General features: G+C 51.9%; 13 protein-coding genes. 8 read left to right on the forward strand and 5 right to left on the reverse strand.

Annotated elements, in window-relative coordinates; all coding sequences use genetic code 11:
• Nucleotides 1-8: 8 nt before the first annotated feature.
• Genes ACQKE4_RS15460 through mpl form a run of 3 tightly spaced genes read right to left on the reverse strand, consistent with a single transcriptional unit; the run spans nt 9 to nt 2707 of the window.
• Nucleotides 9-632, reverse strand: coding sequence for a LysE family translocator (locus tag ACQKE4_RS15460; RefSeq protein WP_427389249.1), 624 nt, complete (start codon nt 630-632; stop codon nt 9-11).
• A gap of 3 nt (nt 633-635) precedes the next feature.
• The gene (locus tag ACQKE4_RS15465) at nt 636-1301 is read right to left on the reverse strand and encodes a flavin prenyltransferase UbiX (RefSeq protein WP_427389250.1); all 666 of its coding nucleotides are present in this window, start codon (nt 1299-1301) and stop codon (nt 636-638) included.
• A gap of 2 nt (nt 1302-1303) precedes the next feature.
• A complete protein-coding gene (gene mpl / locus ACQKE4_RS15470; RefSeq protein ID WP_427389251.1) occupies nt 1304-2707 on the reverse strand; it encodes a UDP-N-acetylmuramate:L-alanyl-gamma-D-glutamyl-meso-diaminopimelate ligase in 1404 nt (467 codons plus the stop codon).
• A gap of 279 nt (nt 2708-2986) precedes the next feature.
• Here mpl and ACQKE4_RS15475 point away from each other — a divergent pair, with 279 nt between their 5' ends.
• Nucleotides 2987-3373 (forward strand): glutaredoxin family protein, encoded by a 387-nt coding sequence (locus tag ACQKE4_RS15475; RefSeq protein WP_427389252.1) that lies wholly within the window; start codon nt 2987-2989, stop codon nt 3371-3373.
• 54 nt (nt 3374-3427) lie between these two features.
• On the opposite strand, the gene ACQKE4_RS15480 is transcribed toward ACQKE4_RS15475, so the two are convergent.
• The gene (locus tag ACQKE4_RS15480) at nt 3428-3934 is read right to left on the reverse strand and encodes a hypothetical protein (RefSeq protein WP_427389253.1); all 507 of its coding nucleotides are present in this window, start codon (nt 3932-3934) and stop codon (nt 3428-3430) included.
• Between the two features lie 286 nt (nt 3935-4220).
• Between ACQKE4_RS15480 and ACQKE4_RS15485 the strand changes: the two genes are divergently transcribed.
• From ACQKE4_RS15485 to pepQ, 7 genes are all read left to right on the forward strand, one after another.
• Nucleotides 4221-5801, forward strand: coding sequence for an ABC transporter substrate-binding protein (locus tag ACQKE4_RS15485; protein ID WP_427389254.1), 1581 nt, complete (start codon nt 4221-4223; stop codon nt 5799-5801).
• A gap of 202 nt (nt 5802-6003) precedes the next feature.
• The gene (locus ACQKE4_RS15490) at nt 6004-7053 is read left to right on the forward strand and encodes an ABC transporter permease (protein WP_427389255.1); all 1050 of its coding nucleotides are present in this window, start codon (nt 6004-6006) and stop codon (nt 7051-7053) included.
• A complete protein-coding gene (locus tag ACQKE4_RS15495) occupies nt 7050-7991 on the forward strand; it encodes an ABC transporter permease (RefSeq protein WP_427389256.1) in 942 nt (313 codons plus the stop codon). The genes ACQKE4_RS15490 and ACQKE4_RS15495 overlap by 4 nt, the downstream gene beginning before the upstream one ends.
• Before the next feature lie 7 nt (nt 7992-7998).
• Nucleotides 7999-9015, forward strand: a complete 1017-nt coding sequence (locus tag ACQKE4_RS15500; RefSeq protein ID WP_427389257.1) for an ABC transporter ATP-binding protein — start codon at nt 7999-8001, stop codon at nt 9013-9015.
• Nucleotides 9012-10085: an ABC transporter ATP-binding protein gene (locus ACQKE4_RS15505; RefSeq protein WP_427389258.1), complete on the forward strand. Its 1074-nt coding sequence runs from the start codon at nt 9012-9014 to the stop codon at nt 10083-10085. The genes ACQKE4_RS15500 and ACQKE4_RS15505 overlap by 4 nt, the downstream gene beginning before the upstream one ends.
• Before the next feature lie 49 nt (nt 10086-10134).
• Nucleotides 10135-11046 carry a LysR family transcriptional regulator gene (locus ACQKE4_RS15510; RefSeq protein ID WP_427389259.1) on the forward strand — a complete coding sequence of 304 codons (912 nt, stop codon included), beginning with the start codon at nt 10135-10137 and terminating at the stop codon, nt 11044-11046.
• 43 nt (nt 11047-11089) lie between these two features.
• Nucleotides 11090-12388, forward strand: coding sequence for a Xaa-Pro dipeptidase (pepQ, locus tag ACQKE4_RS15515; RefSeq protein WP_427389260.1), 1299 nt, complete (start codon nt 11090-11092; stop codon nt 12386-12388).
• A gap of 122 nt (nt 12389-12510) precedes the next feature.
• Here the strand turns inward: pepQ and ACQKE4_RS15520 are convergent, their stop codons facing one another.
• Nucleotides 12511-13119 (reverse strand): OmpW/AlkL family protein, encoded by a 609-nt coding sequence (locus ACQKE4_RS15520; protein ID WP_427389261.1) that lies wholly within the window; start codon nt 13117-13119, stop codon nt 12511-12513.
• Nucleotides 13120-13373: the final 254 nt, after the last annotated feature.

Raw genomic sequence — 13373 nt, forward strand, 5'->3', positions numbered from 1 at the left:
GCCCTTGATTAGCCGAGCGCAAGCCATAGACCTACGCCGACCATCAGTGTACCGGCAATGCGATTAAGCAAACGCACATTACCGCTTTTACCAAGCACACTACGTAGCGTTTTGCCGCCGGTGGCATATACCAGCATGCTGGCAAATTCGATAGTCAAAATTACCGCAATCAACAGGCTAAGCTGCCCGCTAAGGGGGCGACTGCTGTCTAAAAACGGTGGCAGCAAGACCATAAAAAAGGCCCAACCCTTTGGATTGGCCACTGCCGTCACAAAGCCTTGCATCGCTAGCTGCAGGCGGCTAGCCGGAGGCCCAGCATCCAATTCACTGGGAATTGCCATGCGCCCCCGTGAACGCCACATCATAATACCTAAATAACCTAAGTAGGCGCCGCCCACCCATTTGAATAGCACGAATAGTTCTGGCTGGCGAAGCATTAACGCGGCAACACCCGCTCCTGCTGCTGCGGCCACTAACCCAACCCCAAGCAGCTCACCGATCATCATCCACAGGGTGCGCTTAACACCCTGGGTCATACCTAACACCATAGCAAGTGTCATACACATGCCGGGGGTTAGCGATACAAACAAAAACGTTGGCACAAAAACCGACAGCGTAGCCCACGACATCATCTCTCATTCATCCTTTAATGGGCTGGATTCACCGATGCCCTTTACCTCACCCCAGCGAGGCATCAACGTATGTTCAATACCTAACTGATTCAGTATCCGCGCCACGATAAAATCAATAAGATCATCAATGCTTTGTGGGCAGTGATAAAACCCTGGTGCGGCAGGCAGAATAACTACTCCTAGCCGACTAAGTGCCAGCATATGCTCAAGATGAATAGGAGAAAGCGGACTTTCGCGAGGCACTAACACCAGCGTTCGACGCTCTTTGATCGCCACATCTGCGGCCCGCTCAATCAGGTTATTGCTGGCTCCAGTGGCCACCGCTGACAAAGTGCCGGTTGAGCACGGGCACACTACCATCGCTGAAGGTGCGCCGGAACCAGAAGCCACAGGAGCCATCCAATCTTCGCGCCCAAAACAGCGGATCTGCCCCGGCTGGGCGCCACTGCGTTCGCTTAGCGCCTCCACTAACCGCTGTGGCTGCGCCGGTAGTGAAAACGGAGTCTCAGTGGCGATCACCATATGGGCGGCTTTCGAAATCATGACCCACACTTCATGACCTGCATCGACTAAAACATCAATCAACCGGAGGCCATACTGCGCACCTGACGCGCCAGTGAGCGCCACTGTAATAGGCTTTTTAAACGCTGCTTTGACTGAATTATTCAATCTTACCCCTCTCTGGCGATAGCTAAGGCGGCCAATAAGCGCTCATGAACGCCTTCAAAACCACCGTTGGACATCACTACGATACGATCCAGAGGTGACGCTTGAGTGACCACTGCCTGCACTAGGGTATTAATATCGCTGTATAGCTGTGCGTGGGCGCCTTGAGTAGCCACCAGCTCGTCCATTGACCAATCCAGGCCGGCAGGCTGAAACCAAAACACGCCATCAGCGTCAGCCACGCTGTCGATTAAGCGCTCGCGCAGCGCGCCCAATCGCATGGTGTTTGAGCGGGGTTCAATCACCGCCAGCAAACGCCCTTTGGTTGTCGCCGCGCGCAACCCCTTAAGCGTGGCGGCAATTGCCGTGGGGTGGTGAGCGAAGTCATCAATTACTTGGATGCCGTTAATTTCGCCGCGCACTTCCTGGCGCCTTCTTGGCGTTTCAAAACGGGCCAGCGCAGCACAGCCACGTGCCAAATCAACTCCGCATAGATGAGCGGCGGCAACAGCGGCCAATGCGTTGCGCGCGTTATGCTCTCCGGTGAGCGCCCACTCGACAACACCATCTTCATCTTGGCCTTTTTTATCCTGACCGGGCGCGCCCCCGCTATAAATCACCTGGAAGCGGCTGGCGTCGTCACGCTCTAGCTGAAACTGCCATTCGCTCTCGACCTGGTCGCCAAAATGTACGACTGGCGTCCAGACGCCCTGGGCGAGCACACGTTCAAGCGCAGGCTGCTGATCGGCCACTAACAGCTGGCCTTGGCTAGGTACCGTCCGCACTAGGTGATGGAACTGGCGCTCAATGGCGGCCAAATCAGGAAAAATATCCGCGTGGTCAAACTCAAGATTATTGAGGATCGCGATATGGGGGTGGTAATGAACAAACTTGGAGCGCTTATCGAAAAAGGCAGTATCGTACTCGTCAGCCTCAACAACAAAAGGTGCGGCTGGATCACCAATGCGGGCGGACACCCCAAAATTACGCGGCACACCACCGATCAAAAAACCCGGTATTAACCCAGCGCTCTCAAGTAACCAGGCTAATATACTTGCCGTCGTTGTTTTTCCATGAGTGCCCGCCACCGCAATCACACGCCGACCAGGAAGCACGTGTTCCGCCAGCCATTGAGCACCAGAGGTATAAGGCACATTGCTATTAAGTAGCGCTTCTACCTCTGGATTACCACGCGACATCGCATTGCCTACCACTACCAGATCAGGCAGAGGGGTAAGATGTTCGGCATGATAACCTTCCATCAAGCTAATACCCGCCTCCGTTAGCTGGGTACTCATTGGCGGGTAAACATTTTGATCAGAGCCGCTCACCTGATGCCCAAGCTCTCGCGCCAGCAGTGCAAGGCTACCCATAAAGGTGCCGCAGATACCAATAATATGCAGATGCATGGCTGTAGCCCCATTAATCGCTAATAAACTAATTCGTTCTAGCTAGTGCAATAAAAAAACAAACACTATGAAAATAGCCGGTTAGCGTAGCATGCTGGGTCTAATTGCTCATCTACTCATCGTTATAATTGAAGATTAGCCAGGGCAAAACGCCCTTAAAGTGACAAATCCATTCAGTTGTTGCAGGATGCCGCCACTGTTTATAAAGGATGGCTATTCCCCCATCCATTCATTCACCACGCTGGTAGCAACCTAGTTATCAGTGAAAGGAGCTTTACGATGCGCGTTTTAATTCGCTACTTTTTCCGCGGTGTTCGCTTGGTACTTGCCCCCATCATGCTTATTTCTGAAAAGCTCTCCACGCCTACTGCCGTAGATCGCACCCCCGAGCAACAGGCGCTTGTCGACCAAGAGTGTCAGCGCCTGGCCCTATATCAGTTTCGTAGCTGCCCTTTCTGTATCAAAGTGCGTAAAGAGATGGCTCGGTTAGGTTTGAAAATTGAATTGCGCGATGCCCAGCTTGATCCCGCCCATAAGCAGGCGCTATTAAAAGGAGGCGGTAAAGTAAAAGTACCTTGCCTTAAAATTACCCATGATGATGGCCGCGAAGAGTGGATGTACGAATCTGACACTATCAATACTTGGCTACATAAACAGTTTGGCTAATGGCCACTCCAGCAGGTCGATGACAATCGCCCTGCCGCGCTAAAAGCACTATGTTTAAAATTCGACTTTTTGCGCCTGCACATCGAACATCACATCAATGTCGATGCCCTCCTCAAGGCTTGGCGGGGCATCTAACTGAACTTGCAGCGCCAGCACGCCCTGAATCCTGCCTGTTACATGAACTGTTTGACTGTCGCGCTCATAGTGAGTCAACGACACTGTTACCTGGGCATCTCCTGAGGTATACAGCGGCGGTAAAGGAGTATTGCCGATAAGATAAACGACATCCGTCTCCATAAGCTCGTCTTCTACCAGAGTCAGACTGATAGAGATAGCGTCTCGAGCATCCCAGCTTTCATCGTCAATAAAGCCGGTGATATCAATGCGGACTTCATCCCCAAGCTCAATGAACGACGCACTTGAGTCATTGCCCTGACTTAAAATAAACCACTCGTGCGGCTCGCCATCCAGCACGCCCTCAATCTCCGGTGCAAGCTCACTCGTATAAGCAAAAGAGGGAATACACCAAGCCAATACCATGATCCCGATTTGTTTTCGCATATGCCTTCTCCTGCCAGTTTTGCACCACTTTTCGATTACTACTTTCGTCTAAATCCAACCGCTTTATATGGCGGCATTAGCCACCTCATTTAGTAGACGAATGATGCCTGTCATTATTTCGATTGTATGACGCGATGGGCACTCTCTATGTTAGTAGCCTATGTTGTAAGCTTAGGCCGCAAAACGGCTTTTATTGTGACCGTGTCTGTTTTACGGGTATTTCCTGCTATAAGCGAGGGAAAGCACCTGTTAAACGAACAATAAATAACTATCCAAGGGAACAATTATGACGTTCAAGAAGACCGTACTGGCTTCCGTTATTAGTGCCGTGTTCGCGGGTACTACGTTAATACCGCTAGCCGCGAGTGCTGAAACGCTGCGCATTGGTTACTCGGCTGACCCTGAAACCCTCGATATCCATGAGCAGCTTTCTGGCGGCATGCTGCGCTTCTCGCACCTGACGTTTGATCCGCTAGTACGCTGGACGAAAGATTTTGATTTCGAACCACGCTTGGCTACCGAGTGGGAACAGGTCGACGAAACCACCATGCGCATGACACTGCGTGAAGGCGTTACTTTCCACTCTGGCAACGAATTTACCGCCAAAGATGTGGTTTGGACTATTGAGCGTCTGAAAGAGAGCCCTGACTACCGCGCTATTTTTGAACCGGTTGCTAGCGCTGAAGCGGTTGACGACTACACCGTAGAGATCGTGACTACCGAGCCTTACCCACTACTACTGAACCTTGCTACCTACATCTTCCCGATGGATAGCGATTTCTATACCGGTGAAACCGACGACGGCAATGACAAAGCTGAAATCGTTAAAGCGGGTAACTCGTTTGCTTCACGCAATGTCTCGGGCACAGGCCCCTTTATTCTCACTGACCGCCGCCAGGGCGTGCGCGTTGATTTTGAACGCTTTGACGATTACTGGGATACAGAAACCGAAGGCAACGTGTCTGAAATCGTCCTGACGCCGATTGCTGAAAACGCTTCTCGCGTTGCCGCACTGCTCTCTGGTGGCGTGGATTTCATCGATGCCGTACCGCCTAACGATTTGGATCGGGTACGTGATGCCGATGGTGTCAATCTGATTGAGATTGACGGTACGCGCATTATTGGTTTCCAACTGAACGAAGAGCGCGTTGAAGCCTTCCAAGACGTTCGTGTTCGTCAGGCGATAGATCTAGCAATTAACCAGGAAGGCATTGCTGATCGCCTAATGCGCGGTTTTGCAACACCAGCTGGGCAATTCTCACCAGAAGGCTATTCGGGCCACAATCCAGATTTAGTGCCGCGCTATGACCTTGAGCGCGCTCAAGAACTTATGTCAGAAGCCGGCTACGAAGACGGCTTTACCATTGACATGATTGCCCCGAACAACCGCTATGTGAACGATGCGCAAATCGCTCAGGCAGTGGCAAATATGCTGGCGCAAATCAACATTAACGTTAACCTGCGCACCATGCCGCTCGCTCAGTACTGGCCGGAGTATGATACCCGCGAATCGGATATGGCGATGCTTGGCTGGCACTCTGACACTGAAGATACCGCCAACTTCTTCCAGTATCTCTCCTTCTGCATCGACACTGAAACCGGTGTAGGCCAATACAACTACGGCAACTACTGCAACGAAGAGATTGATGCGTTAGTAACCGAAGCGGATAGCGAAACGGATCTCGATACACGCAACGAAATGCTGCGTGAAGCAGAAGCCATGCTCTACGAAGACGTCGGTTTCATCATGTTGCATTGGCAGAACCTGGCGTATGCTTCTGCAGAGGGTATTGACGCCGAACCCGTGGTCAATGCTATCGACTTCCCGTACCTGGGTGACTTGGTCATTAACCGCAGCGAAGACTAATCAGCATTAGTGCTAGTTAATTAATGCTAGTGAGTCCTTAGCGGTAAACCAAAGCGTTACCACCGCTATTAACTGCAAGGATGCTTCGCTCCCTATTAGCTTAGGGAGCGAAGCCTTTTGCTTGGCGGTTCGAGACTGCTAAACGCTGCAAAGCATGCCCCTACTCCCTTTGTTGAAACCCTTTATATAGGTGGCGTACGCCATGATTGCCTTTTTAATCAAGCGGCTGATGCACGCGATGTTGGTGATGTTTGTCATCAGCGTGCTGGCCTTCGCTATTCAGGATAACCTGGGTGACCCCGTACAACAGATGGTGGGGCAATCCGTGCCGGAGAGCGAACGCGAAGCAATTCGTGAGCGCTTAGGTCTGAATGACTCTTTCCTGGTGCAATACGTACGTTTTGCTAAAAATGCCGTGCAAGGTGATTTTGGTTACTCATACTTTTACCGAGAGCCCGCGCTCTCAGTAATCGCCCGACACTTACCTGCCACCCTTGAGCTGGTATTTGCTGCAACGCTGATTATCGTGGTTTTTTCAGTGCCCATTGGGGTGTATAGCGCGATCAAGCCTCGATCACCGATTTCACGCTTATTTATGGGCGTTTCCATTATTGGTATTTCCATTCCGGTCTTTCTTACCGCCATCTTACTTATTCAAATTTTTGCGATTGGCGTAACCGTTACGCTATTCCCTGAAACGACGGGCTGGGGTTCATGGCTGAACAGCTTGTTCTCCACCCAAGGCGATATGCCATCCTTTGGTCGCGGTTATGACTTGGTCAATGTGGCAGGCAACTGGGATACCAACCTAGCAACGTGGAATGGCTTAAAGCACTTGGTGCTCCCAGCAGTATCGCTGGCTTCTATCATGCTGCCACTTTTTATTCGCTTGATACGCGCCGAAATGATGGAAGTCCTCCAGTCGGAGTATGTTAAGTACGCACGAGCCAAAGGGATTTCCATGCGTCGGGTGTATTTTGTTCATGCGCTAAAGAACACAATGCTCCCCGTCATTACCGTTGGTGGCGTGCAGATCGGTACCATGGTGGCTTACACCATTTTGACCGAAACCGTTTTCCAGTGGCCGGGGATGGGACTGATGTTCCTAGATGCAATAAACCATGCTGATATCCCCCTGATTGTGACTTACCTAATGATCGTCGGCGTTATTTTCGTGGTTACCAATACCATTGTGGACCTGATTTACGGCCTAGTGAATCCGACCGTTAAACTGACTGGGAAGCCCGCATGACTATAACGACCACTGCTTCACCCAGCCGCTGGGAACGCTTGCGCGACTCCTACCTGTGGTACACCTTTAAGCGTGATCGCACCGCTCAGCTGTGCCTGGCCGTATTTATCTGCATGGTCGTTGCCGCCTTTGCATCACCGCTATTGGCGCCCACTGACCCGTATGATTTGCGTCATATTAATATTCTCGACTCTGAGCTACCGCCCTTTTGGATTGATGGCGCCGATGACCGCTATGCGCTGGGTACCGATGCCCAAGGGCGCGATTTATGGTCGATTGTGCTTTATGGAACACGCGTTTCACTGCTGATTGGCTTCGGCGCAGTCATTCTACAAGCCCTGATTGGTGTCACCTTCGGCCTGATGGCGGGTTATCTAGGTGGCCGCGTAGATACAGTGTTGATGCGGCTGGCGGATATCCAGCTTTCATTCTCTACGCTGATGGTCGCTATCGTCGTCGGAGCCGTGGTGAAAGCCACCATGGGGAGCGCCTTTTATAGCCAGTACGCGGTACTCATGTTGATCTTAATTATCGGCCTTGCCGAGTGGCCCCAATACGCGCGTACCGTTCGTGCCTCCGTGTTGGCGGAAAAAAACAAAGAGTATGTGGATGCTGCCCGGGTCATGGGGCTGCGCAGTAAACGCATTATGTTCCGTCATGTGCTGCCCAACACCATGTCACCGATCTTCGTAATCTCTACGGTGCAAATTGCCAACGCGATTATCTCTGAAGCGGCATTGTCGTTTTTGGGGCTGGGTATGCCGGAAACACACCCATCGCTGGGATCGCTGATTAAATCTGGCTTTGACTATATTCAGTCAGGCTCCTGGTGGATCACCTTGATTCCTGGGGCCGTGCTGGTAGTGCTGGTGCTGTCGATCAATCTACTCGGTGATTGGCTACGTGATGTCATGAACCCACGACTCTATAAAGGCTGAGGGCTCCATGGCACTACTCGACGTTACTAATTTAGATGTCCGCTTTGCGTTGCGCCAAGGTGAGGTACACGCCTTGCGTGATATTAGCTTCAGTCTTGAGCGTGGAGAACGCTTAGGCATTGTCGGTGAATCCGGTGCGGGGAAATCCGTAGCGGCGTTCTCACTGCTGAACTTAATTGCCAAACCCGGCTTTATTGCCGGGGGCAGCATTAACTTTGACGGCCAAGTCCTTAACCGCATGTCGGAGCGTGGCCTGCGTAAAGTACGCGGCAATCGCATTTCGATGATCTTTCAAGACCCGATGATGACACTGAACCCGGTGCTCTCCATTGGTGAACAGATGCTAGAGTGCTTGAAAGCGCATCGTCGCATCTCAACGAAAGAAGCGCGCGCCATTGCCCTGGATAAGCTGCGCCAAGTGCAAATTCCGTCACCTGAAAAGCGCTTGGAACAATACCCTCACGAACTATCTGGCGGCATGCGTCAACGCATAATTATCGCCATTGCCTTGCTGCTTGATCCGGACATTATTATTGCCGATGAGCCCACGACGGCCCTCGACGTAACAATCCAGGCCGAGATCATGGCGCTGCTGCTTGAGCTCTGCGAGCAACACAATGTTGGGCTTATTCTGATCACCCACGACCTGGGCGTGGTAAGCCAAGTCACCCAGCGCATGCTAGTGATGTATGCCGGTCGAGTGATTGAACAGGGCCCCACCCGGGAAATCATTAACGATCCTCAGCATCCCTATACCCAAGGGTTAATTAATGCACTGCCGCAAATGGCAACGCCTGGCGAGAAGCTCAACCAGATTCGCGGCAGTATGCCATCGCTCTCTAACCTGCCAAGCGGCTGTGCGTTTCATCCGCGCTGCGATTTTATCAATCGTGCCGATGGTCAGCCCCGCCCCGCCTGCACCCAGCTTGTGCCAGAGTTCGTCGAATCTGGCAACTGCCGGGTCGCGTGTCATATGGTGGCTGAAATGCTCGAAGATCGTCGTTTGAAGGAGGAAACCTTATGAGTGCGCAGGCTGAGGCCTTATCGGCCAACCGCATTCCCACGCCTAGTCAGAATGAGGAGAGCACCGAGTCACTGCTGCAAATTCGCAATCTCAAAAAGCGCTTCTCACTCTCGGGTGACTTCCTCGATCAGTTGCGCTTCAAAGGCGGCAAACTGGTTCGCCATCAGGAATACGTCCACGCTATTAATGGTGTTAACCTCGATATTAAACGCGGTGAAGCACTATGTGTGGTGGGTGAATCTGGCTGTGGGAAATCCACCGTGGCGCGCACGGTAATGGGACTGCTTACCCCATCCGAAGGTCAAATTAGCTACGACGGCAAACGCATCGATAATTTGAGCTCGCGTCAGCTGTTGCCTTATCGCAAGCGTATGCAGATGATTTTCCAGAACCCTTATGCATCGCTTAACCCACGCATGACTATCCAGCAGACCCTTGAGGAGCCCCTGCGCCTTCACCATCCAGAGTGGAAACGGCAGCAGATTCTCGACAAGGTGGAAGAGGTCATGCGCTCAGTTGGCATCGACCCCGACTGGGGAAAACGCTTTGGTCACGAGTTCTCCGGCGGTCAACGTCAGCGCATTGCGATTGCTCGCGCCCTCGCCGTCGACCCTGAGTTTATCGTCGCTGATGAGCCCATTTCCGCCCTGGATGTCTCGATTCAAGCACAGGTACTCAACCTGTTAATGGATGCTCAGCACGAGCGCAACCTTACCTATCTGTTTATTACCCACGATCTAGCCGTTGTTGAGCACTTTGGTACCCGTGTGGCGGTGATGTATTTAGGTACGGTATGTGAAATTGCTACCACGGCTACCCTGTTTGAGAAGCCGCGTCATCCCTATACCCAAGCGCTACTGTCAGCGATCCCTCGTTTAAAAGATGACCGCCCTCAACATATTCGCCTATCCGGTGAAGTGCCTACCCCGGTTAATCTGCCGAGTGGCTGCGTGTTTCATGGTCGCTGCCCTTACGCTAATGCGCGCTGTAAACAGGAGATTCCCGTGTTAAAAACCCAGGATGACGGAACGCGTGTGGCGTGCCACGCTGTAGAAGAGGCGCGCCTATGAACGGGGCACTAACTATTGCACAGCGAATCAAGGCGCGAAGAGGTAGAGCATGGAAATTCGCTGGCTAGAAGATTTTATCGCCCTGGCCAGGACACGGCACTTTTCTCGCGCAGCAGATGATCAACATGTGACCCAGCCCACCTTCTCCCGGCGCATTAAGCTGCTTGAGGAGGAGATGGGCGTCACGTTGATTAATCGCCAAACGCTACCGCTCTCACTCACCCCCGCTGGGGAGGAGTTTTTAACGCTGTGCGAGCAAGTGACCGAGCGGGTAAGATTAACGCGTGACCGGGTGCGCGAAATTAATGCCGGTCAGCAACGACGCATTATGGTGGCAGCACCGCAAAGCCTGCTGCCACACTTTTTACCTGAATGGCTCGTATCCACAGGTTGGCAAGATCGCGTACAACCCTATTTACGCGCCACGGGGTGGGTGGCTAATGACTATTTTTTAGCTTTGGCACGCGCTGAATGTGACCTGGCAATTTGCTACTGGCCGGTTGGGCGGTGTGATCTCGATATGGACACCAGTGCCTGTACCTACCGAGTGATTGGTCATGAAAGACTGATCCCCGTGACAGGACTTACGACCACGGGTGAGCCCTGCGCACTGCTACCTGGAACGCGCAATCAGCCGGTGCCATGGCTGGCTTATCCCAAGCGCGGTTTACTCGGGTCTGCCGTTAAAGCACATTTGGCTCGATTACCTCAAGGCACTTATTTAACGGCTCAAAGTGAAAATCTTTACGCCGCAGGTATCAAAGAGTTAGTCCTACTCGGGTACGGAATGAGCTGGTTGCCGGAGCGGAATGTTGCAGCTGAACTTGCTGAAGGTACGCTGGTAAGAGCAGGCGACAGCCGCTGGGATGTTCCTATGGAGTTACGGCTATACCGTCACCAGAGCCAACACCACGCCGAGCTGGACAGGTTCTGGAGTGAGCTCGCCTCTCCACGTACTTGAATCCAGATTTGAGAAAGCTTATTTGAGAAAGGGCACGGTTTGCATGTCAACAACTCTGTTTAATCTACAACGCGATCACATAGCCCACTTAGCGCACGCTTATGCAGATATAATGGCGCGTCAAGGCTTTGATAGCCTAGCTATTTATAGTGGACATGCCAATGTTCACTTTGCTGATGACCATACGCCTACGTTTCAAACCTATGGGCATTTTATGCACTGGGTCGGGTTAGCCGATGTGCAACATAGCTGGCTGATTATTCAGCCTGATGAGCGCCCTCAACTCTATCTATATGCCCCTGCTGATTTTTGGCATTTACCCACACACTTACCGGAAGAACCCTGGGTAACAGCATTTGATGTACATCTATGCAGCGACAAAATCACGCCTCAGCTCACAGGACGCGCTGCGATTATTGGCGATATAGGTAGTCTTACGCTAAACACTCAACAAGCACTTACTGTAGACAAGCAGCCTGCCGCCCTCATTAATGCCCTTGATGAGCTGCGGATGTTCAAAACGCCTTATGAAATTGCCTGTTTACGTGAAGCTAACCGCTTAGCCATGGCGGGCCACCAGGCAGCTCAGGCGGCCTTTATTGGCGCATCCAGTGAATTGGATATTCAGTTGGCCTACTTAGCGGCCAGCCGTCAGCGTGAATCCGCCGTTCCTTACCAAAATATCATTGGCCTTAATGATCACGCCGGGGTCTTGCACTACCAACATTATGACCTCAATTCCTCAAAGCAGCGCTTCAGCTTATTAGTTGATGCTGGTCGTCGGTATCGGGGCTACTGTGCGGATATCACCCGCACCTACGCGGGACCAGATGCGCCCACAGAGTTTGGTGAGCTAGTGACAGCAATGCATGGCTTAAAGGGCGAGTTGGTAAAAGCGGTGGCGCCCGAGGTTAGCTTTTTGAAGCTACACGAGCAAATGCATCACCATTTAGGTGAGATTTTAGTGGCTCATGACTTGTTCAAGGGCACCGTAGAGCAAGCCGTTGCAGAAGGCGTGACTCGCGCATTCTGCCCTCACGGGTTGGGACATTCACTAGGGCTTCAAGTACATGATGTCGCGGGGCTACGTCACCCAGATGGCACACCCTCGCCAGCACCAGAAAGCCACCCTGCTTTGCGACTAACACGCACACTACGCCCAGGCATGGTCGTTACCATTGAGCCAGGTTTGTATTTTATCGATATGCTCTTAGCCCCACTACGAAATACCTCTTTACCCATTAACTGGAAACTAATCGATCAGCTCTCGCCCTGTGGCGGCATTCGCATTGAGGATAACGCGGTCGTAACGGAAAGCGGCTTTGGTAATCTGACGCCTTAATTTTATCTGAGACTACTTTTCCACTATCTAAACGCACATCGCCCGGCTCTAGGCCGGGCGATATTGCCACTATACTTTTTTACTGACGTTTATACTGCTCTAACGACAGTAAATGCCATCACTTAGAAGCGGTAGGTGACACCGCCGCCAATCGTTACAGGATTCATATCCACTTCGCCCACACCAACGCCGTTGGCATTAATATCTGCGCTCACATCAGCGTAGCTGACATAGCCATTCAGCATGACATTCTGAGTAACCGCTAAGTCCACACCCGCTTGACCAATAATGCCATAGCTTTCATCAATGCTTACGTCGGCAGGCTCACCAGAGAAACGCGTGTAGTTCAAGCCAGCACCAACGTATGGCTGCACACGTGAATCTAGACCGCCCATGGGGTAGTAGTTCACCAACAAGTTGATAGGTAAGCGATCAACGCTACCAATATCACCTGCGGAAGCTGTATTAAGATCATGCTCAAATTTCTCGGAGCTGTTCAGCTCTAGGCCAACTTTATCAGTCACCAAATAGCCTGCACCGAAAGTAAAACCGCGTGCGCTTTGTACATTTAATGAATCGCCATCGACGTTTCCGTTACCTGAACCCGTATCCGTTTGGGCAACGCCGCCACGGACAAAGATGTCTCCGGCGTTATAAGCGAGAGCCGCTTGGCTAGCCAGTGCGAAACCAGCAGTGATTACAGCAGCAGAAATCAGTTTCATATTACTCATCAGGGTCGTCCTCTATGCAGTGCGCAGTTCCTTGCGCGTTGGGATTGCGATACTTGCTATCCAACTTTCCTATACAGCATAGAGTATACGAACAGTGTTTCCAAATTTCCTGTAAAATATTGTTATAAGTAAACCGAACCTGATAGTTTTTCCCAAGCATATCGGCATAGGGGCGGTCAGCATGGCTGACCGGTCCCCTGCCACACCACCCGGCATGCGGGTCCGCACCGGGCGGTTCGAGAAGTTAAGGTTAT

The sequence above is a fragment of the Halomonas sp. NPDC076908 genome, assembly GCF_050269715.1.
Lineage (GTDB): Bacteria > Pseudomonadota > Gammaproteobacteria > Pseudomonadales > Halomonadaceae > Vreelandella.